The sequence below is a fragment of the Psychrobacter sp. R86515 genome, assembly GCF_042466315.1.
Taxonomy (GTDB): Bacteria; Pseudomonadota; Gammaproteobacteria; order Pseudomonadales; family Moraxellaceae; genus Psychrobacter.
This window is the reverse complement of the sequence record NZ_JAXHCC010000001.1, coordinates 3,196,211-3,220,936: the sequence shown is the minus strand read 5'-3', so window position 1 is coordinate 3,220,936 and position 24,726 is coordinate 3,196,211. Positions and strand designations below refer to the sequence as shown.

The 24,726-nt window shown below is 43.7% G+C and carries 23 protein-coding genes; 9 read left to right on the top strand and 14 right to left on the bottom strand.

Annotation, left to right across the window (positions count from 1 at the left end; genetic code table 11):
- Positions 1–15: 15 nt before the first annotated feature.
- Positions 16–1,416, bottom strand: coding sequence for an efflux RND transporter periplasmic adaptor subunit (locus SJY28_RS13220; RefSeq protein ID WP_179798404.1), 1,401 nt, complete (start codon positions 1,414–1,416; stop codon positions 16–18).
- Positions 1,417–2,244: 828 nt separating this feature from the next.
- Positions 2,245–3,270, bottom strand: coding sequence for a polyprenyl synthetase family protein (locus SJY28_RS13215; protein ID WP_379544821.1), 1,026 nt, complete (start codon positions 3,268–3,270; stop codon positions 2,245–2,247).
- Between the two features lie 569 nt (positions 3,271–3,839).
- On the opposite strand from SJY28_RS13215, the gene rplU reads away from it, so the two are divergent.
- The 3 genes from rplU to lolA all read left to right on the top strand — a co-directional run bounded on the left by rplU (position 3,840) and on the right by lolA (position 5,598).
- Positions 3,840–4,151, top strand: a complete 312-nt coding sequence (gene rplU / locus SJY28_RS13210; protein ID WP_057761012.1) for a 50S ribosomal protein L21 — start codon at positions 3,840–3,842, stop codon at positions 4,149–4,151.
- A 91-nt stretch (positions 4,152–4,242) separates the two neighbouring features.
- Entirely contained in the window at positions 4,243–4,500 is a 258-nt protein-coding gene (gene rpmA / locus SJY28_RS13205; protein ID WP_021813611.1) for a 50S ribosomal protein L27, read from the top strand.
- 411 nt (positions 4,501–4,911) lie between these two features.
- Complete coding sequence (gene lolA, locus SJY28_RS13200) at positions 4,912–5,598, top strand: outer membrane lipoprotein chaperone LolA (RefSeq protein WP_057761010.1); 687 nt, start codon at positions 4,912–4,914, stop codon at positions 5,596–5,598.
- A gap of 120 nt (positions 5,599–5,718) precedes the next feature.
- Here the strand turns inward: lolA and scpB are convergent, their stop codons facing one another.
- The 8 genes from scpB to mrdA form a co-directional block, all read right to left on the bottom strand.
- Positions 5,719–6,279, bottom strand: coding sequence for an SMC-Scp complex subunit ScpB (gene scpB, locus SJY28_RS13195; protein WP_379545004.1), 561 nt, complete (start codon positions 6,277–6,279; stop codon positions 5,719–5,721).
- Positions 6,280–6,403: 124 nt separating this feature from the next.
- Positions 6,404–7,222, bottom strand: coding sequence for a segregation and condensation protein A (locus SJY28_RS13190; protein WP_379545003.1), 819 nt, complete (start codon positions 7,220–7,222; stop codon positions 6,404–6,406).
- Positions 7,223–7,403: 181 nt separating this feature from the next.
- Positions 7,404–8,489: a tryptophan--tRNA ligase gene (locus SJY28_RS13185; RefSeq protein ID WP_379544820.1), complete on the bottom strand. Its 1,086-nt coding sequence runs from the start codon at positions 8,487–8,489 to the stop codon at positions 7,404–7,406.
- Between the two features lie 108 nt (positions 8,490–8,597).
- A complete protein-coding gene (locus SJY28_RS13180; RefSeq protein ID WP_191113961.1) occupies positions 8,598–9,686 on the bottom strand; it encodes a lipid A biosynthesis acyltransferase in 1,089 nt (362 codons plus the stop codon).
- A 287-nt stretch (positions 9,687–9,973) separates the two neighbouring features.
- On the bottom strand, positions 9,974–10,360 hold the full coding sequence (gene rpsI / locus SJY28_RS13175; protein WP_021813618.1) for a 30S ribosomal protein S9: 387 nt from the start codon (positions 10,358–10,360) through the stop codon (positions 9,974–9,976).
- Positions 10,361–10,370: 10 nt separating this feature from the next.
- On the bottom strand, positions 10,371–10,799 hold the full coding sequence (rplM, locus tag SJY28_RS13170) for a 50S ribosomal protein L13 (protein WP_057761004.1): 429 nt from the start codon (positions 10,797–10,799) through the stop codon (positions 10,371–10,373).
- A gap of 210 nt (positions 10,800–11,009) precedes the next feature.
- A complete protein-coding gene (rsmD, locus tag SJY28_RS13165) occupies positions 11,010–11,696 on the bottom strand; it encodes a 16S rRNA (guanine(966)-N(2))-methyltransferase RsmD (protein WP_379544818.1) in 687 nt (228 codons plus the stop codon).
- A gap of 69 nt (positions 11,697–11,765) precedes the next feature.
- Positions 11,766–13,751, bottom strand: a complete 1,986-nt coding sequence (mrdA, locus tag SJY28_RS13160) for a penicillin-binding protein 2 (RefSeq protein ID WP_191113959.1) — start codon at positions 13,749–13,751, stop codon at positions 11,766–11,768.
- 493 nt (positions 13,752–14,244) lie between these two features.
- On the opposite strand from mrdA, the gene SJY28_RS13155 reads away from it, so the two are divergent.
- The 6 genes from SJY28_RS13155 to adk all read left to right on the top strand — a co-directional run bounded on the left by SJY28_RS13155 (position 14,245) and on the right by adk (position 21,389).
- Complete coding sequence (locus tag SJY28_RS13155; RefSeq protein ID WP_102093742.1) at positions 14,245–15,579, top strand: hypothetical protein; 1,335 nt, start codon at positions 14,245–14,247, stop codon at positions 15,577–15,579.
- A gap of 280 nt (positions 15,580–15,859) precedes the next feature.
- Entirely contained in the window at positions 15,860–17,890 is a 2,031-nt protein-coding gene (locus SJY28_RS13150; RefSeq protein ID WP_201571266.1) for a heme lyase CcmF/NrfE family subunit, read from the top strand.
- Between the two features lies 1 nt (position 17,891).
- Complete coding sequence (locus SJY28_RS13145) at positions 17,892–18,569, top strand: DsbE family thiol:disulfide interchange protein (RefSeq protein ID WP_379544817.1); 678 nt, start codon at positions 17,892–17,894, stop codon at positions 18,567–18,569.
- A 65-nt stretch (positions 18,570–18,634) separates the two neighbouring features.
- The gene (locus SJY28_RS13140) at positions 18,635–19,123 is read left to right on the top strand and encodes a cytochrome c-type biogenesis protein (RefSeq protein ID WP_379545001.1); all 489 of its coding nucleotides are present in this window, start codon (positions 18,635–18,637) and stop codon (positions 19,121–19,123) included.
- Positions 19,120–20,400, top strand: coding sequence for a c-type cytochrome biogenesis protein CcmI (ccmI, locus tag SJY28_RS13135; RefSeq protein ID WP_379544816.1), 1,281 nt, complete (start codon positions 19,120–19,122; stop codon positions 20,398–20,400). Before SJY28_RS13140 ends, ccmI begins: the two co-directional genes overlap by 4 nt.
- Positions 20,401–20,735: 335 nt before the next feature.
- Positions 20,736–21,389: an adenylate kinase gene (adk, locus tag SJY28_RS13130; protein ID WP_180952604.1), complete on the top strand. Its 654-nt coding sequence runs from the start codon at positions 20,736–20,738 to the stop codon at positions 21,387–21,389.
- Between the two features lie 194 nt (positions 21,390–21,583).
- Here adk and secB read toward each other — a convergent pair whose 3' ends face one another.
- The 4 genes from secB to rsgA form a co-directional block, all read right to left on the bottom strand.
- Positions 21,584–22,036, bottom strand: a complete 453-nt coding sequence (gene secB / locus SJY28_RS13125) for a protein-export chaperone SecB (protein ID WP_057760989.1) — start codon at positions 22,034–22,036, stop codon at positions 21,584–21,586.
- Between the two features lie 192 nt (positions 22,037–22,228).
- Complete coding sequence (gene grxC / locus SJY28_RS13120; RefSeq protein ID WP_021813631.1) at positions 22,229–22,492, bottom strand: glutaredoxin 3; 264 nt, start codon at positions 22,490–22,492, stop codon at positions 22,229–22,231.
- Between the two features lie 359 nt (positions 22,493–22,851).
- Positions 22,852–23,307, bottom strand: coding sequence for a rhodanese-like domain-containing protein (locus tag SJY28_RS13115; protein WP_057760987.1), 456 nt, complete (start codon positions 23,305–23,307; stop codon positions 22,852–22,854).
- A 221-nt stretch (positions 23,308–23,528) separates the two neighbouring features.
- On the bottom strand, positions 23,529–24,632 hold the full coding sequence (gene rsgA / locus SJY28_RS13110; RefSeq protein ID WP_379544815.1) for a ribosome small subunit-dependent GTPase A: 1,104 nt from the start codon (positions 24,630–24,632) through the stop codon (positions 23,529–23,531).
- Positions 24,633–24,726 lie beyond the last annotated feature (94 nt).

The following is a 24,726-nucleotide window of genomic DNA, read 5'->3' as shown; positions in this document are numbered from 1 at the left end:
CTGTCTTGAATGGAATTAGTTGGCAGCGGCTTCTGTTGGTTTTTTGGTAGAAGTCTCATCGCCAGCTGGCTTTTTATCCATCGTTTTTGCGGCTTGCTGCGGCGTTTTGGTATTAGGCGCACTTTGTGCAGCTGGTGCTGGATTTGCACTTTCTAATGGTTTAGCGACCACCTCTTGGTCAGGCTTGACCTTAGCACCGCCAATCACAACCACTTTGTCACCTGCTTTCAAGCCTTCAGTGACGACCCATTGTCCATCGTAAGTACCATTAATGGTGACCGGACGTACTTGGATTTTATTATTTTCGTCAACGATATAGACTTGTGTCTCACTCTTAGGCGTACGAGTGACCGCACTTTGCGGGACAAGGGCTGCGTTGGTAATAACGCTCTGCGTCAAACGTGCCGTGACATACATACCTGGTAGCAGAATGTTATTGCTGTTTGGGAAAATAGCACGCAAAGTGACAGCGCCTGTTGACTCATCAACTTTGGCTTCAGACAGTGCAAGCTTACCGCGTACTGGGTAAACAGAACCATCTTCTAGCACCAATTCAACTGAGTTCATACCCGGCTGAGCAGTACCATCTGCGATCTGCTGACGAAGCTTAAGCAATTCAGAAGAAGACTGGCTGATATCAACGTAGATAGGGTCTAAGCGTGAAATAGTCACCAATGGATCTGCTTGACCAGCACTGACTAGAGTACCAGCAGTGACGCTAGAGCGATCAGTACGACCGGTTAGTGGTGCGCGTACGATTGTACGGTTTAGATCTAAGGTACTGGCTTCCAAACCTGCTTTTGCGGTCTGAATGCCTGCTTTTGCACTCTCAATACCTGCTTGAGTTTGACCGACAGCGGCGGCGGCACTTTGTACTGCTGCTTGTGCTGTACGTACGGCTGTTTGTGCTTGATCGTACTGCTGCTTTGAGATGGCATCAATACTGACCAGACCCTGCAAACGTTGTAAGTCGTTTTGCGCTTGTGCTAATGACGCTTGACGACTGACTAGCTCAGCTTTTGCATTGGCATTGTTTGCCACAGCAGTCTGATAGTTAGCCTGTGATTGCTGTACGGCGGCTTGGCCACTCGTTACAGATGAGGCATAGTTGTCGGTGTTGATGCGATACAGTGGCTGACCTTTTTTGACGTTACTTCCTTCACGGAATAGTACTTCGTCAATCACACCATTGACCTGTGGGCGGACGTCAGCAGTTTGATAAGCTGCAGTACGACCAGAAAAAGTTTGTACTTGAGGGACGGTATCGAGAGTGACTGTCTGAACGTTGACAACCGCAGGCGGCATTTGCTGCTGTGCGGCTTGCTCACCAGCGGCGTCCTCGTTTTTGTCACAGCCAACCAGTACAGCTCCAGATAGTACAGATGCTATTACAAGCGCAAGATAAGAGTGCTTCATCAATGTCCTCGGCAATATATATAAATAGTGACAGTATAAAAATCGATCAATAAGTTTGGCGTACTGAATATAAGGGTCTTGCTAATACTAAATAACTTGCTAATGCTGAATAAAGAGAATAAATAGCCTAAGCTAGCATTATTTATTCCAATTTCAGATTATTCTGTTAGTGAAATATGACTAATAGAAAATCTGACATCGATATGGATTAAGTATCGAAAGAATTATTTAGCATTAATTGTTTAAGCAAACCACAGAATGGATTAATAAATTTAATGAGTCATTATAAACTATTGGGGTAACCCCACAGTCAAGTAGTTTGCGATACGAGCTGGACCGAAAAGCAGTAATATTACAGTTTACGAATTAATAGATTACCGTCATAGTAAGCGTCGTCTCTATTAACAGCTAATGGAACCATGCACAACCTAGTATCAAAATATATTGTAAACTTTTGTTATAAATCTAAAACCCTATAGTAACTAAGGTTTTTAAACGATAGAAAATCGACTTTGTCAACAAAATGACAATTTTAGCAACCCCTAATTACAGTCATAAAAAATAACTATCAGTATCTCTCTACCTAGCGTTGTCAAATTTTAACCGACTGTCAAAAAGCCTTATACGATTATAGTACTGCAAGAATGTATGAAACTTAAAGAAAGGTAACGATTTGGCTGACATGCTAGTTTTTAAGAGGGTAATTTCTAATTTATGGGCTTTTTATTTATCAATTGCTAAAGAAATTTGCTAAAAAGCTTTGCTAAAAAATTCTGTCAAAAAAAGAGTCGTCTTAATTAGCTAATAATAAAGACGACTCAGCTTTAATTATACTAGTCGGGCGCTAGCGAGTTCAGTCAATTGATATAAGCCTGTACGATAACGGTTGTCTGGTAGCGTACTCAGTGCATCTTGTGCCAGTTTAGTTTCTTCTAGAGCGCGCTGCTTACAATAAGCCAATGAGCCAGAACTACGTACCAACTCAATCAGTTGCTCAGCGTTTGGTGTCTTACCTGTCTGAACGGCGATACGTAACTGCTCATAACCTTCAATGTCGCTGTCTTTGAGTAGCTCGAGTGCTTTGATAGTCGGTAGGGTAGGCTTGCCTTCAGCAAGGTCATCGCCTAGATTTTTGCCCATCACTTCGCTATCGCCACTATAGTCGAGCACATCATCGATAATTTGGAAAGCATTACCAAAATGCTGTCCAAAATCGCCCAATGCCGTCATATATTCTGTCTTATCTTGCAAGATAGCAGCGCCTTGGGTCGCCATCATGAACAGGCGTGATGTTTTGCCATCGATAATGCGTAAGTAATCTTCCTCTGTTGCGGCAGGATTATGCTGGTGCTGTAGCTGTAATACTTCGCCTTCGGCAATGTCACAAGTCCCATCAGAGAACACTTGCAACAACGGCAAGCTCTGAAAACCAACCAACAGATTGAACGCGCGAGCAATCAAATAGTCACCGACTAACACTGCAGTGGCGTTGTCCCACGTTGCATTTGCCGTCGGTTTTCCACGGCGTTGCCCTGACTCATCGATGACATCATCATGGACTAGGGTGGCGGTATGTAGCATTTCAGTGATAGCAGCTAGATGCATGGCCTTTTCTGATGGATTGTCATCAAACATACGTGCGCAGAGCAAGGTAATCAACGGACGCATACGTTTGCCGCCAGCATTGATCACGTGTTGCGAGACGCTCATGACGAGTTGTACTTTTGAGTTCAAACTGCCAAACACTTGCTTGTCCATTACCTCAAAGTCGTTGGCTACAATACTTTGAATATCAGCATAGCTAGGCGTCGATTGAGGGGCAGGCACGGTATTACTTAAAGAGGTACTAGTCATAATAAATAGTCATATTAATAAGAGTAAAGAGAGTTGGTATAACCTTGACTTTATCTATCTATAGGTAAGGTATTATTTCGCTTATGATAGCATAGCTATCTGCTTAAATTGTTGGTTAAAGTATATAGCACAAGTAGGTCAAGCATATGATATATAGGGCTTACTATGCCTATTGAATAGAATAAAAACTGTAAGAAATTTCTTATGTTTTACAGATATATCTTCTAGCGCATTTTAAGCTTATTGGTCACATAAATGATTCATAAAAGGCTGTAAGTAACTGATTACATAAGTTATAATGGCCGCTGTTGGGCTTAATCTATCACTTATCATTACTATTTCTCATGTTTATATTCGTATGGTCGTTTATCGACTTTCTTTGATGAGCAGCCGTTATAGCTAAATGAGAGATGGTCATTAGTGTAACCACCTTGCAAAAACAAGAGGCGCGGCTTGCTTTTATGAGCAAAAAGCCGTAAAATCTTGCCTTTAATTTTTCCCTGTCGTGTTCGTCGTAAAAGCGTTGGTATAACATCAGCCACGGCACACGGGTTAAACGGAGTCATACAATGTACGCAGTAATCAAAACTGGTGGTAAACAGCACCGTGTAGTCGTCGATGAATTGCTTAAAGTTGAACTACTAAAAGCAGAAAAAGGCGAAACAATCAAATTTGAAGACGTGTTGATGGTTGTTGACGGCGATAACGTCAAAATCGGTCAGCCTGTTGTTGACGGCGCTAGCGTAGAAGTTGAAGTTGTTGAGCATGGTCGCGGCGAAAAAATCCGTATCATCAAGCACAACCGTCGTAAGCATTATCACAAAGAACAAGGTCACCGCCAATGGTATACCTTGTTAAAAATCAAAGCGATTAATGCCTAATTATCCATTTAGCAATTATTGCTAAATAGCGCACTAAATGCTTAAGAGTTATCGCATCAGCGATAAGTCAAATTAACAAGGAGATTTTCTCATGGCACATAAAAAAGCTGCCGGTTCGAGCCGTAACGGTCGTGATTCAAACCCAAAAATGCTAGGCGTAAAAATCTTTGGTGGCCAAGCTATCACAGCTGGTAACATCATCGTTCGTCAACGTGGTACAGAATTCCACGCAGGCGAAGGCGTTGGCATGGGTCGTGACCATACTTTATTTGCACTGAATGACGGTGTTGTAAAGTTTGCGACCAAAGGTAAATTTAACCGTCGTTATGTTACGGTTGAAAACGCATAATTATCTATTTAGGTCGTTTTATTCTTTGGATAGAATGATCAGATAATTAAAAAAGCCCTTACTGCCTTACGGTAGTAGGGGTTTTTTACGTTTGTAGGGTGATATAAATTAATAATAATAATTCTGAGCGATATTTTTAAGGCCACTATTAGCGTAATTACTGTAGCTAACAATTATAAATGCAAACTTTTACCGTGTAACTGTATTGGTTACAAGCGTGTATGGCAGCCGTAGTAAAGATTGCAAATCATGACTAGGCGCGTAATAAAAAAACTGGCACACTGTTGCCATTGCTGATGGTTACCAGTTTTAGCTTGGTAAAATCAGTATTTATAGAAAACAAAAATTTCAATAGAACATTTTATTTTTAGCAACAACTTTAAAGCGATTATGCTTTTTTAGAGAGGATTTATGATGAACTTATCTACGAAAAAATCAACCAAACAAAAAATGATGAGTGGCGCTTTAGCAGGTGTATTAATGACATCGCTAGGTATCGCAGCGCCAATGATGGCATTGACTCAAACGGCTACCGCAGCTCCTGCTGATAACCTAACAGCAGCTAAACGTTTGAATAAATTGCTGACCAATACCAAGAGTATGACGGCTAATTTTAGTCAAACGACTAAAGGTGCGAGCAGTGGTACTTTTAAAGGCTCTATGAGTGTCCAACGTCCAAATAATTTCCGCTGGGAAACCAAGTCACCATCAGAGCAGCTGATCGTTGCTAATGGTAACTCTATGTGGGTTTATGACAAGGATTTAGAGCAAGCGACTAAACAAAATGTCGACAGCCAAGTAGGTAATACACCAGCCTTGCTACTATCAGGTGATCCAAGCAAGATTGATCAAAACTTTAAAATCACTCAGCCATATGACAACAAAAACTACTATGTGCTCTATCCTAAGTCAGACAGTGCAAGTTTCAAAAGTCTTTCAATAAGCTTTAGTGGTGGCAAACCTGTCATGATGGTATTGAATGACACCTTGGGTCAAACAACTTCTATCAAGTTTAGCGGTATCAAGATGAACCCAAGTATTGGTAGCAGTCAGTTTAAATTTACACCACCAAAGGGTGTTGACGTTATCAATCAGTAATTAACCGATATATTGCTAGGTTTTGATATCAGTTCAAAATCAGCAACGTAATAAAAAGGACAGATCCTATGCGGTCTGTCCTTTTTTGTGTGAGTAACTATAGTTTGTTCAGCAGAAAACTTAAGACATGGATTGTATGGTTTCCATATCTGGCATAGGTGGAAGTCCATCTAGATGGCTTAATCCAAACGCATCTAAAAACTGCGCAGTAGTATGAAGCAATGCAGGACGGCCTAGAGTATCTTTAAAGCCTTTCTCCACAATCCATCCTTTATCGAATAACTGGCGCAGTATATTGCTCGATAATGTGACTCCGCGCACATGCTCGATATCACTACGCGTCACAGGTTGCTTGTATGCAATGACACTTAGGGTTTCAAGTAAAGCTTGGCTCAGGCGTTCCTGACGCTGCGGAAAAGTACGCTGGATTAGACTGCTATAGTCATCAGATATCTGTAGACGATAACCGCTGGCTGTCTCATGTAGCCTAAGCACACCTGTATCTAAGCGTTGTTGCAGCACTTCCAAGGTTTGCTTTAATTCTTTAGTAGATAATGACAAATGTTTTTTTAACGAGTGAGCTGTCAGCGGTGCCTCTGACGCATGCAACAGCACTTCGATACGTTTACTCATCTCTTCAAGAGAATTATGCTGCGCTTCAGCTGATGGTGATGTAGTCATAGTTGTTGATTCTTGGGTTTTGCTATGTTGCTTTGGATCTTCAATATCTACCATCTAAAGTATGCTCTTATTTCAATATTGTGATTTTGATAGAGAATGGGCTAGGAGACAATTTTAGAGCCTACTAGGCTAGCCACTGTAACGTAAGTGCGGTAGGCTCACTATCCACATCAGACGGTTCGTCATTGGGAGCAGAGTTGACGATACCGCTATCTGTCTTAATGTTAACCACACCGACCAACTGCCGCTTTATAAGCTCAAGTACGGCAACGAAACTCACGACCACGCCTATTTTACCCTGTGCTTTATCTAATAGCTCATAAAAGGAGCGCGCCCCGTCCGTACTTAATTGCCTGCTAATACTGGCAATACGATCGGCAAGGGGTACTGCATCAACTTTGATCGTATGCATTTGATAGTCGGGCTGTAGTTGCATTTTAAATAAGCTATCAATCAGCAAGTTAGGTGAGTAGCTTGGCAGCTCCGCATTCATAACGTCTTGACCAGGCATACTAACCATGGCCAAAAACACATCGCGCTCTAGACGTACTAGATTGTCTAGGCGCTGACTGACCACTTTGATTTGCGCGTATTCTTCGAGGCGTTCGATTAGCTCTGCTTTTGGGTCACGCTCGTCGGTTGGGGTATCAGGGGTAGGTAATAGCAATTCGGTTTTGATAGCGATGAGCGTTGATGCCATTAGCAGATAATCACCTGCTAATTCAAAGTGCTCGGTATCCAACTCACCGATATAAGCTAAGTACTGCTCAGTGATGGGCAGAATGGGCATCTGAGTCAAATCGACGTTGTTCTTTTTGACCAAATACAAAAGGAAATCCAATGGACCAGCAAACTGCTCTAACCAAATAGCAAAGGCTTGCGGTGGCACATACAGGTCTTCTGGCAAATGCTGCACAGGCGTCTGATAGATACGTAGCGACATATCATGGTTGATTGACTCATCAAGCTCGCTCTGATTGTATGTAAGTTCGGAGGTTGAATAAGCCATAGCAGATAAGGCGACTTTAGATAAAGCCGCCTGTTTGGTGTTCGGTTCAGTTTGCACGTTTAGCACCCGCTTTGATAATAAATTGCGCCAGTGAAACGACTATATTAAGCAACGATTATTTAAGCTTAGCAAGCGGACGGATACCGATAGCACGGCGAGCTTTGTCTAGTTGCTTACGACTATGACGACGGGCTTTATTTGCACCCATCTGCAATATTTCTTCTAGCTCTTTTGGATTGGCCATTAGCTCTTCGTAACGTGCACGGAATGGCGCGACTTCATCATTAATCTTATCAAATAGAGCTTGTTTTGCATCACCCCAGCCAATACCAGCGGCATAACGCGCACGCATATCAGCAATCTCTTCAGCGGTCGCAAATGCTTTATAAATCTCAAAGATAGCTGAATCATCAGGATCTTTTGGCTCATCAGGTAGCTGTGAGTTAGTCACAATTTTCATAATAGCTTTATGCATCTGTTTTTCAGGACTGACTTGTGGGTTTGGCTCACCAAATAGGGGAATCGTATTGCTATAGCTCTTACTCATCTTACGGCCATCCAGCCCAGTAAGCAGCGGTATATCGTTATCAACGACTGCTGACGGTAGCGTGAAAAGCGACTTATAACGATGATTAAAAGTACCTGCGATATCACGCGCCATCTCGATGTGCTGTACTTGGTCACGACCAACAGGCACGTGGGTCGCATTAAACATCAAGATATCAGCCGCCATTAGTACTGGATAACCAAACAACCCCATGGTGACACCTTGATCAGGATCGACATCGGCTTTTTCTGTGTTGATATCGACGGCTGCTTTATAGGCATGGGCGCGGTTCATCAAACCTTTGGCACATGAGCAGTTCAAAATCCAAGCAAGTTCTGGAATTTCAGGCACATCTGACTGACGATAGAACGTCACACGCTCAGGGTCTAGACCACAAGCAATCCACGTAGCGGCAATGGCTCTCGTCGATTCATGAATGATAGCAGGGTCATAGCAGCCGATGATGCCATGGTAATCTGCCAAAAAGAAAAACGCTTCATGATCACTATTTTGAATAGACTCAATCGCTGGACGAATCGCGCCAACATAGTTACCCAAGTGCGGAATACCAGTCGGTTTGATACCAGTCAGAATGCGCTTGGCTTCAGTTGAAGTATCAGAAGCTTGATTGTCAGGAGTACTGTTATTGCTCATGGAAAATCCGTTATTTTGTTTATCAAATTATTATCAATGCATAGCTAAAATGCAAAATATTAGCCGCAAAGTATAGCAAACTTCACCAGTATTTTTGGGAATAAAGCCTTACTTATAGATATCGGTACGACCGTTTGGCCCATGTTTGAAGCGGCGATGGAACCACATCCACTGAGTGGGATCAATACGAATGAGCCCTTCTAAGACTTCATTGACCCGAGTGGCATCAGCGACTTCATCTTTACTTGGATAATTGTCTAATTCTGGCGTAATTGTTAAATGATAATGGGGACGTTTACCGCGCGGCAAGTTGTCAGGCGTTTGCCGATAAGTATGCAGTGCCATGACAGCTGGCGGCTGTGCTTTGCTACCCAGTTTCGCCATGCGACGCGATGCAGTAATCGTTGCGGCTGGCACACCGAAGAATGGCGCCATGACACCTTGCTTGAGACCATAATCTTGATCAGGAGAGTACCAGATGACGTGTCCTGCTTTGATAGAGGTAACTAAGCTTCGCATATCACGACTAGAGATTTGCTTACCAAAAATATTGGTACGACCATTATAAATAAACCAGTCTAATAGAGGGTTGTTCTGTGTACGATACATACAATCTACTGGGAAAAACTGTGCACATAATAGGCCACCCAAATCTAGCATCGTATAATGTGCACCGAGCAGGATAACTGGTCGCTGCTCATTTTGCGCATTAACAATATGCTGTAAACCCGAAATGGACACAGTTCTAGTAAATACATCTGGCCTGAACCAAGCGCATAACGTTTCAAACACACCAATGCCTTGATTGACAAATACTTGCTTGGCCATTAATTCACGTTCAGCTTCAGGCTTTTCTGGAAATGCCAACTTCAGGTTGATTAACGTATCGCGTCTACGTGAGCCAGCAGCTTTATAAATTAATATACCGAGCTTACGACCTAGCCAAAACTGCCAGCGTAATGGCAGATATATCATGGGTAGCATTATCAAGAATAATAACCAAATGCCCCAATTCTTGGGTGATAAAAACTGCCACTGAAATGGCTTGTTATCTGCTTGCGCTGTACGCTTATGATTTTGGGTAATTGTCGGTGTGCCAGCCGGTATCGCAGGCGACTTAGCCGACTGTTTCATGCTAGGCGGCACGCTGCTATTGGCAGATGGCTTGCTAGGGTCAAATTGTTCTGGCGCTTTCATAATATCCTTCTGCGGCACGGTTTGAGGCATCATGGCAAATAATAAAAAGTTACTGATATGATGGGGTAGCGTTTAATGCTTTGCAAGTTAGAATTTCTACAGACGCTCTACTTTGCAGTGTCGAAACAAGGCACTCATGTTAATTATTGCCGTATCAGTAGGCATAAAAAAACCTTATAAGCTGTGACCAGCTTATAAGGTTTTGCAAAACCAGACTCTTATTTAACTTTGCTACTGAAGCTCTGAGAAAAAGACAACAGCAGCAAAAATATAAGAGAGAGTTTTGATTAACGTTTTGAGAACTGTGGACGTTTACGTGCTTTACGTAGACCCAGTTTCTTACGTTCAACTTGACGTGAATCACGAGTAACAAAACCAGCTGCTTTTAGGGCAGGCTTCAAAGTTTCGTCAGCCTCGATTAATGCACGTGTGATGCCGTGGCGGATTGCGCCAGCTTGACCACTAATACCACCGCCTGCAACAGTTACATATAAGTCATATGCGTTAGCAGAGTCTAGTAGTTCTAATGGCTGACGTACAACCATGCGTGAAGTTTCACGGCTGAAGTATTCGTCAAGTGGCTTACCGTTAACAACGATACTACCAGTACCTTTTGATAAAAATACACGAGCAGTAGACGTCTTGCGGCGACCAGTTCCGTAATTGCGTTCCATAAGTATATCCTTAGATGTCTAGTTCTTTAGGTTGCTGTGCAGTATGTGGATGATCAGTACCCGCATAAAGTTTCAGCTTCTTGATCATCGCATAGCCAAGAGGGCCCTTTGGAAGCATACCCTTAACTGCTTTGTGTAGAACATCTTCAGGCTTATGTGCAAGCAACTTATTGAAGTTGGTTTCTTTAATACCACCTGGGTAGCCACTGTGACGATAGTACTTTTTGTCTTGTGCTTTTTTACCCGTTACCGTGATTTTGTCAGCATTGATGACAACAATAAAGTCACCAGTATCAACGTGCGGAGTAAAAGAAGGCTTGTGCTTGCCACGTAAGCGAGTTGCGATTTGAGTGGCTAAGCGACCAAGGGTTTTGCCGTCAGCATCTACGACATACCAGTCATGGGTCACTTCAGCTGGTTTTGCACTAAGTGTTTTCATGATAAAACCTTAAAATTAGAATTCGTTGAGAGTTTAGCTGGGAACGGGGCTCTCAAAAAACAGACTGCACATTATAAGCAGTAGCGCCTACGCTTGCAAGCTGCATTGGGGTTTATTTTCGCCTTATATACATTAAACTGCAGCGTCGGCCAGTTTTTAGCGGTTCTAAACATTTGTAAAATACGTTAACGGCTTTCATCAACCCGACAATTATGACGATGATAGACGATAAAGTCCAGCGACAACTTGTCCGACTTTGGTTTGTTTCAAGCATTCAAAAGCGATTGGTTGCTGAGTAACGCTTGATTGAGAGTCTGAATTCTCATTTAGCGACGCTTCCAATTGCTTAAGCTGTGCTGACAAATCTTTATCAGCCTCTAAATAAATCAGTGTTTCAGTATTGATTAAGGCATTAGTAATAAGCGTAGTCAAAATAGGCTGCCATAAATCCTGAGCATAAGGCGGATCGATAAATACAATGTCAAAGGGACGCGTAATTAGCTGCTCTTGACGCAATACTTGCTCAGCAGTGCCAGTGATGATTTGATAAGAAGCAGCCTCAAGGCGTAATTGCTCAGCGCTCTGACGTAGCATGTTACTTTGTGCTGGATTGATTTCGATAAATGTCGTGTAGGCAGCGCCGCGAGATAGCGCTTCAAACCCCAGTACGCCACTGCCAGCACAGCTATCGAGTACATACGCATCATGAATGTCAGCGAGTAGCCAGTTAAATAAAGTCTCTCGCAAGCGATCTGGGGTCGGGCGCAGGCCATCTGCATCGATGAAACTTACAATACGGCGCTTAAACTGACCACCGATAATGCGCACATCACCCGCTGCGGTACTTTTCGCCTTACGGTTATTCTTTGGTGCGCGTCCATTTGAGGCTTTTTTCATTATCGTGTCTCGCTTACCAATTCTTTGCTAGGTTTTGCTTTTTATACTATTAAACACTTAAAGGTCTAGTTACTCAGACGTCGCTGCTGCCGCTTCAGCTTCCGCGGCTTCTTTCTCTTCCAATGCTTTTGCTTCTTTATCACGAATGGCATCACGCATCGCTTTTTCAAAAGCCTTTTGGCGTTTAATAACTTTTAGCTCGTCAGCAGAAGGTGGTAGCACAGGATCTGTTTTACGTTGTAATACCCAGTAATCAAATAGAGCACGGCCAATAGGCGCTGCAACAGCACTACCACCGCCGCCATTTTCGACCAATACCGCAAGGGCAATCTGCGGGTCTTCTACTGGGGCAAAACCATTAAACCAAGCGTGATCCCAGTGGCGCTTATCAATCGCTGACTTGTCATAGCGTTTGCCTTGCGCGATAGATTTCACCTGTGCGGTACCTGTTTTACCAGCGATACGATAGCGCGGGGTATAGATACCGCGTCCTGTACCATTTTCTACCACGCTTTCCATCGCATCATGCATACGCAACCAGTCGGACGGCTTACCGTTGTAGTCAATTTTACCATCTGGCTTAGTGATGATTTTGACGTCCGCGGCGCCGTCACTGCTCTTTAATAAGTGCGGAGTGATATGCTGACCTTTACTGGCTGTCATGGCTGTAGCGTTAGCAATCTGTAATGGTGTTGCCAAGAAATACCCTTGTCCAATACTGACCGAGATAGTTTCACCCGGTAGCCAGTCTTTATCGTAAGTATCTTTTTTCCATTTTGGTGATGGCATGATGCCTGATTTTTCATTAGGTAAATCAATACCAGTATCCTCACCAAAACCAAAGCGTACCATCCAATCGTGCAGACGCTGAATGCCCATCTCATAAGCCAACTTATAATAATAAGTATCGACCGACATCGCGATGGATTTTTTTAGATCTACCGTACCATGACCGCCACGTTTCCAGTCGCGGAATCGATGCGTGTCACCAGGTAAGCTAAAATAACCAGGGTCATAGATGGTGCTATTCCAATCGCGTAGACCATAATGAATACCGCCCAAACCCTCAAATGGCTTGATAGTAGAGCCAGGTGGGTAGGTACCTTGTAGTGCACGGTTATACAGCGGCTGATCCAAATCTTCACGCAGATCATCATAATCTTTAAAAGAGATACCCGATATAAAAGGGTTAGGGTCGTAGCTTGGATTACTCACAAATGCCAAGACGTCACCGTTTTTTGGGTCTATCGCGACGATTGCACCGCGGCGTCCATCGAGCTGCTGCTGGGCGATGGTTTGCAAACCATAATCCAAGCTCAATGTAATATCGTTACCCGCTATCGGCGGCTTGGTATCCAATTGACGTAAGATATTACCATGTGCGTCTGTTTCTACCGATTGATAACCCGGTTGCCCAAGCAAAATATCTTCGTAGTAGTCTTCAATACCAATCTTACCAATCAAGTCAGTACCAGCGTAACGGTCTTTATCAATACGCTTTGACTCTTTGTCGTTGATACGCCCGACATAGCCGATGACATGGGCAAACAGCTCGTCATAAGGATAAGAGCGCGTAAGCTTGCTTTGAATAGAGACCCCGCGGAAGAACGGCTTACGCTCACTAAACTGAGCCAACTGTGCTTCTGTTAAGTCGATCTTGATCGTTACAGGGTCATTTTTATTTTTACTTAGACGCGCCAAGATATCAGTGATATCTGTATCGGTTAAATCAAAAATCGGCGCAAGCAGATGCAACGTGCGTTCAGGATTTTCGACTTCATCAGGACTGAGCATCGCTGTAAAGACTGGCTGGTTGTCTGCCAGTATTACTCCGTTACGATCATAAATATACCCACGACTAGGCGGCGCAGATATCAGTTTGATACGGTTGTTATCGGCTTGCGTTGTGTACTGATCATGAGCGTAGACTTGCAAATACCCATAGCGTGTTATCAAACCGCCCAAACCAATCAATATTATAATCCCAAAGATGATAATACGATTGGTAAAGGTGCTGTTGACCTGTTCGGTATTGGGAGTTATCGGTTTATTCATAGAAGATCAGAGCCCAAACGGTCAGTGAGTCAATAAAAGAAAAATAAGAGGGCAGGTTGGTTAACCAAAGTGCGGTGAGTCTAAAAGATAATGCAAATGGTTTCAATCACATAGAAGGGTATGGGGTGAAATCGTCATGCAGTCATTTATACGCAGGTAGTCTTTGTTATTGCACTACAAATTATAACAGAACAAATGAGCAGGCGCAGTACTCAGTCATATATTTTGTCTTGTTTATCTACTGACCAAGAACTGGCTTATATTTAGGTTTTTATCGGTTAACAGACGATATGAACCATGTCATTTTTAGTCACAACTTGCCGTTGGTCTATATGTGCTAATAAATGGCAAGTATGCTAAAATCAGGCGATTTATTTTATAGTAGTTATTATGGGCGGAGCGTCTTTTGAAACGTTCTCATTTTGCTAAAGCCTCGTTATCAGTAGCGACAATATTAGCAACGACAATCAACCTGTCAGGGACTAGATAAGTCATGGACGTAAATTCATTATGGCAGACGATAGCTGAACACCCAGAGTTTTTTGCCATGCTGACCATCCCACCAGTGACGGCATTCGTCACTTGGGTACATGTGTGGATGGCGCTCAAGATGCTGTTCTATCCGGTCAAGTTCTGGGGTATTCGTATTCCTAACTTCCCATTTTTTGGGTTGCCAGGTATTGGTTGGCAAGGTATCGTTCCGCGCAAAGCGGGCAAGATATCAGGGGTTATCGTTGACCAGACGCTCTCAAAACTCGGTTCGCTTGATGAGTTTTTTAAGGCGATGGAGCCTGAGCAAATGGCGATATTTGTCACCGACACGGTAGACAAAAACCTTGAGCCATTGATTGATGAGATTATGCTGGATCACTCGCCAGCATTGTGGGGCAATCTACCTTACGCCCTAAAGCGCCGTGTCTATGCGCAAGCACACAAAGAGCTACCTAGTATTATGCAGTCGCTGGTGACAGATTTGACTTACCATGTCGAAGACTTGGTCGATATGCGCAAAATGATTGTCAACACCATGGAAAACGATCGTCGCCTGATGGTCAATATGTTTTTAAAGGTTGGGCAAAAAGAGATCGATTTTATCTGGCACATCAGTGCTTTGATTGGTCTGGTATTTGGTATTATCCAGATGTTTATATTTTTGGTGGTGCCACAGCATTGGACCGTGCCGTTCTTTGCCGCGATTTGGGGTTTTCTCACCAATTGGATTGCCATTTGGATGGTGTTTAATCCAGTAGAGCCACACTTTATACCTTATTTGAAGCTGTTTTCGGTGCAGAGTCGCTTTCCATTTATCAAACCCGTCATACCACATATCGCAAAGTATCGTTTGCAAGGCGGCTTTATGAAGCGCCAAGAGGAAGTTTCTGAGGTTTTTGCTGAAATTGTGGTAAAGGATTTGGTCACTCTAGAAAACATCATGAATGAGATGATGTATGGTGATCGCTCAGCGCAAACCCGTGATTTGATGAAATCGCATCTATATACGGTACTAGAGTCACCAGTGATTAGCACGACACTACGTGTGGGGTTGGGACGCCGCGATTATGGCCAACTCAAAAATACCATTATTGACAAATCTATTGTCGCAACGATGGTACCACTGCGAGATCCTGAGCTAAATGAAAGCCGAGCCAGTAAGATATTTGGTCTGTTTCGCGATAGAATACGTGCGCTTACGCCAAATGAGTTTCAGAATCTATTGCGTCCCGCTTTCCGTGAGGATGAGATGACGTTGATTGTTTTGGGCGGTTTGACCGGTTTTCTAGCAGGTTGGTTGCATTTAGTGTTAGTATTTTTCCCCTCGATGCAGTAATGCATCAATAAGTATTTTTAATTAGTCATGAATGGCTGTATTGAATAAGCTTTGAATAACTAAAAAATGTAAAATTAACAACAGATAAGCATTTTGTATCAATCATTCATATTGGTACGTCACAATGATAGTAGCGGGTTTTATGTGCTTCTACAGCAATTGAAACCTCAGTTTTTAACCGTAAACTATGACCGCATAAAGGACTATTAGCGTTTGCCAGTGGCTAGCAATGCCATCGGTGAACCCTTAATTGTATCCAAGGTAAACAAGGTTAGACCGTATGTTAATCACAGAATTGGGTTATTTTGCCTTGCTGGCCGCTTTTATATTGGCGATTTTGCAGGTGGTACTACCAACCATTGGCGTCATGCGTGACCACGTCGCTTGGCAGCGTTTGGCGCCAAGTCTGGCATGGGCACAATTTGCGGCAATGATTACCTCATTTGCTGCGCTGATGGCAGGCTTTTATTACAACGATTTTAGTCTCGTCTATGTCACTCAGCATTCCAATACATTGCTGCCTTGGTACTACAAGCTGTCGGCGACATGGGGCGGGCATGAAGGCTCGCTGCTGCTTTGGATGACCATCATGGCCACTTGGTGTGCGCTGGTCTCTTACTTCAGTCGTGGGTTGCCGTTGTCTATGCGTGCGCGAGTGCTGGTGATATTGGCAGGCGTGCAGATGATGATGCTAGCGATGCTTATCTTTACCTCATCGCCATTTGATCGCACATTACCCAATTTGCCTGTTGATGGTGCGGATCTAAACCCTGTATTGCAAGATTTTGGTCTGATTATTCACCCACCGATGCTTTATATGGGTTACGTGGGTATGGTTGTGCCATTTGCGTTTTGTATGGCAGCACTGTGGGAAGGGCGCTTGGATGCGGTATGGACACGTTGGTCGCGTCCATGGGCATTGGCGGCTTGGGGTTTCTTAACAGTCGGTATCGCGCTTGGTTCTTGGTGGGCTTATTATGAGCTTGGCTGGGGCGGTTGGTGGTTCTGGGATCCAGTAGAGAACGCCTCATTAATGCCATGGTTGGCAGGAACAGCGCTACTGCATTCACTTGCTGTCACTGAAAAACGCGGTGTGTTTAAAGCATGGACAATCATGCTCGCAATCTTTGCTTTTGCGCTTAGCTTGCTTGGCACGTTCTTAGTACGTTCAGGTGTCATTACGTCAGTGCATTCATTTGCCGCTGATCCAACGCGTGGTCTAGTGATTCTAGTCATTCTCGGTATCATCGTCGGCGGTGGTCTGTTGATGTTTGCTGTACGTGGTTGGCGTTTGACGGTCGAGAGTCAGTATCGACTAATCTCACGTGAATCATTTTTGGTGATTAACAACGTTATTATTCTCATTTCAACCTTAGTGGTACTACTTGGTACGCTATATCCTATTATTGCTGATGCCTTTAACTTAGGTCAGGTATCTGTTGGCCCTCCATACTTCAACGCCCTGTTTGTGCCGTTGACATGGCTGCTACTGGTGGCGATGGGTATGGGCTCTAATATTCGCTGGAAACAAGACAGCCGCCCGTTATTGGGTGCTGGCATGGTTATCGCGGTAAGTAGTTTGGTATTGGCCGCCATTATCACCTATTTCACCAGTCCATCAGCGATGCTAAATATCGGTGTTACGTTGGCCGTGAGCTTTTGGGTGTTGTTATGGATGGTTGTCGATTTCAAAGACAAAACCAAAAATGCACCGAGTCGCTTAAACGGCTTACGTCAGTTACGTCTAAGTTATTGGGGTCAACAGACCGCTCATATTGGCGTCATCATTGCAGTTATCGGCGTGGCATTTACTAGTACGTTGAGCATTGAGCGCGATGTGGCGTTAGGGCCTAATGACAGTGTCAATGTGCAAGGCTATGACTTTACGGTGAAAGGCTTTAGTGAAGTAAAAGGCAGTAACTTTGACGCTACGCAAGCAGAAGTAACGGTCAGTAAAGACGGTCAAGAAGTGACCACGTTATATCCTGAAAAGCGTAACTATATTATCAGTATGATGCCGATGACAGAAGCTGCGATTGATGCCAATCTGATGCGCGATGTGTACGTAGCACTTGGTGAGCCGATTGCTGAAGATAGCAATGAATGGGCTTTCCGTATCTATGTCAAACCGCTGATCCGCTGGATATGGTTAGGTGCACTTATCATGGCGTTTGGTGCATTGCTCAGTATGCTAGACAATCGTTACCGTATCAAAAAAACCAAAACACCTGCGCAAATCGCGGCCAAAAAATCAGGCTTTGCGACGGTTGCAGATTTGGATACGTCAGCTACAAAGATAGGGGAGCGTTAATATGACTACCTCAAACAATGAATCGGATAGAAAAGCTCAGCAAGAATCTGTCAACGACCCTAAAGTTGCTAGCAGCAATAAAGTAAAAACTAAGAAAAGGCTTAAAATTGGGTTTTTGATTCCGCTGGTTATCTTTATTGGTTTGGTCGCTATGCTCTATATGCGTTTGGGCAAACCGACTGATATCGTGACCAATACAGCGCTTGAGCGTCCAGTACCTGCTTTTGAGTTGCCATTATTATCAGATACCAGTCGTATCATGACCAATGACAACTTGCCAGATAAGCCATTCCTCATGAATATTTGGGGCTCTTGGTGTCCAACTTGTATCATTGAGCATCCTTTTTTGATGAAGCTAGAAGAGCGCGGTGTTAACTTAGTAGGCGTAAACTACAAAGATGATATTGGGGATGCGTTAGGGTATCTTAATCGCGGTGGTGACCCGTTCTCTATGTCTATTCAGGACTTGTCAGGACAGTTTGCTCTAGATTTGGGTCTGACAGGTGCACCTGAGACTTTCATCGTCGATGGAGATGGGATTATTCGTCAGCATATCATCGGTGAGATCAATGAGAGCAATTGGCAAAGTCGTATTACGCCTTGCTTGATGGTGCTCAATGACGCTAGTAATAATGGTGTCAGTCCAGATCCGAGCCAAGTTGCGGAGGCGTGCAAATGATAGCCTACCAAATAAGAAATGCGACCATAAAGTTAACAAGCTTGTTTATCGCTTGTCTATTCAGTATGGCAAGCTTTGCTGCCATTGATGTCTACGATTTTGACTCTGTGCAACAAGAAGCCCAGTATCGCGGTCTTATCGAAGAGCTACGCTGCCCGAAATGTCAAAACCAAAACTTGGCAGGGTCTGATGCGCCAATTGCCCAAGACTTAAAGCAAAAAACCTATGATTTGATAAAAGATGGTCGTAGTGATGGCGAGATTCGAGCCTATATGCAAGAGCGCTATGGCGACTTTATCAGCTACAAGCCGCCAGTACGCCCTTCGACATGGATTTTATGGTTTTTCCCACCATTATTATTGATCGTTTTATTGGTCGGTTGGTTTTGGCAAAGTAAACGCCGTCAGCTTGTCGCCAGCGGCGAGAGTGGTGTCGCAGTAGACAACCATGTTAAAGCGTTGTCTGCCGCTGAAAAAGCAGAACTTGATCGCTTATTGTCACGAGCCAATAACGATGACAAAGACGACACTACAAGCCTTGGGGGCAAAAAATGACCATATTTTCTACTGTTGGCTTATTTATTGCGCTGAGTTTACTTGTCGCTCTACTATTGGGCATTATCACTATTAAGCCGTGGCTAAGAGCACCGCGTTCGCATAGTAAGCCTGTGGACAATCAACTGCTGGATATCAACGTTGCTGTGTTTCGTGAGCGACTAGCAGAGCTGAAAACAGACAAAGACAGTGGTATCATTGATGACCATCACTATCAAAACCAGAAGCTTGAGCTTGAACGTCAGCTTTTGGATGCCCAGCGAGAAGTGTCACCGATGGTCACGCCAGGTATCAAAAGCCGATTGATTATTATGGTTTGGGTGCCTGTATTGACTGCCATGGCATATCTGATGGTCGGTGATCGCACACCTGTCTTTGAGCTGTGGGCTGCCGAGGACAAAGTCGGTCAAGTGGCGGATGACTTACTGACAGGTAGAATCGATCAACCACCTGCTTGGGCAATTGAGGATGGTAATCAGCTGATTAGTGCCATGCAGACTAATGTATATCGTCATGCTAGCGACTATAATCGCTGGATGCGTTTATCAGAGCTGTTCTTGTCATTAGAGGCGACTGATTCGGCATTAGAAGCGTTGTCGCGCGCTTATCGTCTATCACCTGATAACGAAGAGATTGCGACCACTTATGCGCAGATCAGTTTCTTTGCTAATAAAGGTCAGTTAGATGCCAATAGCCGCCGAGTGTTAGAAAACATACTAGTCACAAACCCAGAGCATGAAGGCGCACAAATGCTTATGGCGATGGGTGAGGCTCGTGCTAGTAACTTCGATCAAGCGCAAGGCTGGATTAAACGTCTGCGTGACAGTATCGCGGCCAAACCAGGTGATCATACGCAAGCGCTATCAAGTCTAGATGAGCTTAGCGCTAATGTGGTGATGCAGCAGCAGCAAGCCTCTGAAGGCGTCGAAGTGACAATCAAAATTAATGCTAGTCTGTTACCATTGGTAAAAGCTGACGATACGCTGTTTGTGGCGATACGTGATGTAAAAGGTGGTCCACCATTTGCTGCTAAGCGTCTACCAATTAGCAATATCAAACAAGGCGAAGCTGTTATTAGCCTAAGTGATCTTGATGCTATGATGCCAGAGCGTACTCTAGGATCGGCTCGTTCTGATAAAGTGCAGCTAGCGGTCATCGCTCGTATCAGCCATAGTGGCAATGCTACCGCAGAGTCAGGCGACCTCTCAGGCAATCCAGTGGTCATCAGTGCAGAACAAAATCAGGTCAACGTGGAAATCAATCAGCAAGTGCCATAGCCATAGTAGTATGATAAATACCGGACGCTAATGGTATTTATTATATAGACGCTGCTGCTCAGTACGGACGCGAGCAGCAGTGCTATGATTGTTCTAATTTGAAAGAGATATGAAGTGAACCCAGATATATAAATGGGCGTTTCAAACGCAGTCAATTCTATTACTTTTTATCTTGAATTGACCATGTATGAACAGATAAGTCATGCCAACTTGTCACATCAATAATGAAAATACTTGAGCTTTGCAGGGCCACAAGGTAAGGTAGCTTTGCAAACAACTAATCCCAGAGTTTTATTAATCCCAAAATCCTATCTATTAAGGAGAGTCGTGTAATGATGCGTATTATTTTACTAGGACCACCAGGCGCCGGTAAAGGTACCCAAGCCCAGTTTATTTCTAAAGAATATGATATTCCACAGATCTCAACTGGCGACATGCTACGTGCAGCAATTAAAGAAGGTAGCGAGCTTGGCAAAAAAGCCAAAGATATCATGAATGCTGGTGGTTTGGTTTCTGATGACCTCATTATCAACCTAGTGAAAGAGCGTATCGCTAAGCCTGATTGTGTGAATGGTTGTATCCTAGATGGTTTCCCGCGCACTATTCCTCAAGCGCAAGCACTTGCAGACGCTGATGTTGCTATCGATCATGTTATCGAAATCAGTGTGCCTGATGACGAGATCGTGAGCCGTTTGTCTGGCCGTCGTCAGCATCCAGGTTCAGGTCGTGTTTATCATGTCGATCACAATCCACCAAAGGTTGAAGGCATCGATGATGTCACTGGTGAAGCGCTTATCCAGCGTGAAGATGACCAAGAAGCGACTATCCGTGACCGTCTGTCGACTTACCATGAGCAAACATCAGCATTGGTTGGTTTTTACCAAGACAAAGCTAAAGAAGGCGATGATGCGCCTAACTATGACAAGTTTGATGGTACGCAAGGTATCGATGACGTTAAGCAGCAAATCCTATCTGCACTAAAAGGCTAATGTTCGATGTTAGCTAATTGATTTAGCCAGTCGATGTAGTCGTTGAAGACCCTGTTTAATAGCAGGGTTTTTTTATGGCTGATGATTTTATGCCTTATAAAAACATACCCACAAAAAAACCGCTTACTCATTATAAGTAAACGGCCTTTTATCAAATATACGACTCGTAGAGCTCATATATTTTTGGTTAGCGCTTAAGCATTACCTTGAGCATCAACTTGTGCTTGCTGCTGGCTCTGTGCATACGCTTGATCAAAGTTCACAGGTGCTAATAGCAATTGTGGGAAGCTACCACGCGTCACGATGTCACTGATGACTTCACGAGCATATGGGAACAACACGTTAGGGCAGTATGCGCCTAGGATTTGACCGATTTGATCTTCTGGAATATCTTTTAGTAAGAAGATACCAGCTTGATGCACTTCAGCGATAAATGCTGCTTCTTCCGCATTTTTGGCAGTAACGCTTACAGTTAGGATGATTTGATAATGATCGTCATCTAGTTTTTCAGCGTTGCTAGACAAATTGATATCAAGCTCTGGGTTCCACTCTTTGGTGAATACGCTAGCGCCTGGGACTTCAAGTGACATGTCTTTTACGTAGATGCGTTCTAGTGCCAATTGTGGTTGTGCTTGTTCTTCAGCCATGGTAAATCCTCTAAAATTAAATCAAATGATTGGGCAAATCGTCATTTTAATAAAAGTTCATTGTAATATAAATCGAGACTATTTTTTGGTATTGTCTCGATATTTTTTATTATTACTTCTTACTGCTCTATTAAAACGTGCCACTGTCTATCTTTACATAAATAAAGATAGACAGTAAAGAAAGGTAGCAGATTAACCAGCCAATAGCTCGTCAAGTTTGCCTTGTTGGTTCATTTGGTTAAGTTCATCAAAACCACCAACAAAGGTTTCGCCAACGAAGATTTGCGGCACAGTGCGGTAGTTATTGGTTTTTTTCATCAACGCTTGACGCTCTTCGCTGCTCATATCGTGCATGCCGATTTCTTCATAATCAACGCCTTTGGTTTTTAGTAGTTGTTTGGCGTTTGAGCAGTATGGGCAGATAGGGGTAGTGTAAACTTTTACAGATACAGTCATGGTAAATCCTTATTTATAAATTTATGGGATAACAAACGTATTATAGAGAGCATGATAAATTATCATAGTCTAAGCGTTGGTATAGTCTGTTATCAATGAGTAAAGTAAAAATGCATTCGGTGATGCTCATTACTAAAGTGGGGATGGGCATAACAAATTCAAGCCGTTTTGGCGCAAAACGTATTTTAGTGCTGTAAAACCTGATAAATAGGTCATAAAAAATAAACCACAAAAAAAGACACCTGATAAAAAGGTGTCTTCTTTATAGCCTTGATAGCGCTGATAACGTTAGTCAGGTCGCATAAACATCAGCTAAGCAATGTGTATAAACGCTTCACTTAAGTGCCTATACAGGTCTATTACTTGCTTAGACTTGGTTTTGTTTTACCTTTAGCCTTTGCTTTGGCGTCTTTTACACCAACCAACGGCATGCCAGCGCCTTGCCAGCCGCCAATACCGCCCTCTAAGCGATAGACACTATCTTTACCAATCATTTGAATCGCAGCGCCTGCTTGGACGCCCATGTCGCAGATGATAATCACTGGCTGCTCAATCGCGCGAATCTCTTCTAAGCGGTCTTTGAGGTCAGTGAACGGTATGTTGCGGCTGCCTTGAATATAGCCTGATTCAAACTTCTTTTTAGCGCGAATATCGATAAGTTGCGCGTTTTGAGAGTTGACCATCATGCCAAGCGTGTTAGGCGATATTTTTCTACCGCTACGTTTGTTTTCAATCGTAAAAAACAGTATAGCAAGTACGGCTAATATACCAAATAAAAACGGGTGGTTGCCCACAAATTCCAGCGCACGATCCAAACCATACCTCCAAAAAAATAAGTGTTCTATTAAGCTGAGAAGACAGCCCAATGATATTGAACAAGGCGCTATTATACCGATAAGGCCATCTATAGTAAACGGGCGATGACACAGGCAATAATTGGGCAGTTATTGTACCTATCTATGGATCTTCTCAGCCTAATAAAAATATCTACTCACAAGACCGCTTTTAACTAAGGCGGACACTAACAAGCCAAATATTAATAAGGCTTCGTATCTGCCTCTTCTCGTAGCGTGACGAGGTTTTCAACGCGGCGCTGCAATACCTCACCATCAGCTACTGCTTGCCATAGTGCGCAGCCTTTGCTGTTGTGAGTATGGCGACAGTCACGGAATTGGCAACTGCCGGCCAATGGTGCTAGCTCAACAAAGCCTGAAATAATATCATCAGGGGTAAGGTGCCAAATGCCATACTCACGAATTCCTGGTGTATCAACGATACCGCCTTGGGTAAGGTCTTCTGGATTGAATGGCAACAGTCGGCTAGTTGTCGTGGTGTGCTGACCGAGCTTAGAGTTTTGTGAGATGATATTGACGCTCTGTCCAGAGTCAGGCAGAAGGGCATTGATTAAGCTGCTTTTGCCGACGCCAGATTGACCCGCGAAGATTACCAGCTTTTTATCTATATAACGCTTTAGTTCATCAAGGCCTTCTTGCTCATCGCTCTCGGCGATATTTTCAGGGCAATCGACCGAAGTCAGAACGTTTTCATAACCAAGCGCGGCATACTGTGCCAATAATTCATTGGTGTCTACGCCATTTTCTGCTGCCAATAAATCGGCTTTATTGAGTACCAACAGTGGTTTGACACCTGCATGATGGCATACCACAAGATAGCGATCGATCAACGTTGGCGCGGCGGCAGGTAATGGCGCAAAAACAATCGCCAAAATATCGACATTGGCGGCAACAGGTTTGAGCTTATGATAGCGGTCAGGACGAGAAACCAGCGATGTACGCGGTTTGACCGCTTCGATACGGCCAAAGCCAGTATTAGAATCGGCATTCCAGCGCACTTGATCGCCAGCAGCTAGCATCGGTAGATTGGTACGCACATGACAGCGCCAAATATCATTCAATTCAAGCGTTTGCCAAAACGGTTCAGGGTCATCAGGTGCAATCTCTGGCTGCTCAGGTATCACTGCAGGCAGGCTAGTGACTTGTACTTCTAGTTGCTTACCGTAATGCGCCATGACCACGCCATCCATCAAACTGTCATCAATACTATCTTGATTGGACAGTTGCTGCTTGTCGATGCGACGAATCTGTTGTTTAGTCAGTTTGCGTTGCCGGATTAATGCCATGGGTTTTTGACCTATTATAAAAATACTGCTAAGTGTAGCGTGAAAATTTGCTAACATACAGCCTAAAGCGTCTGCGGCAGACAGTGGTTTTGTA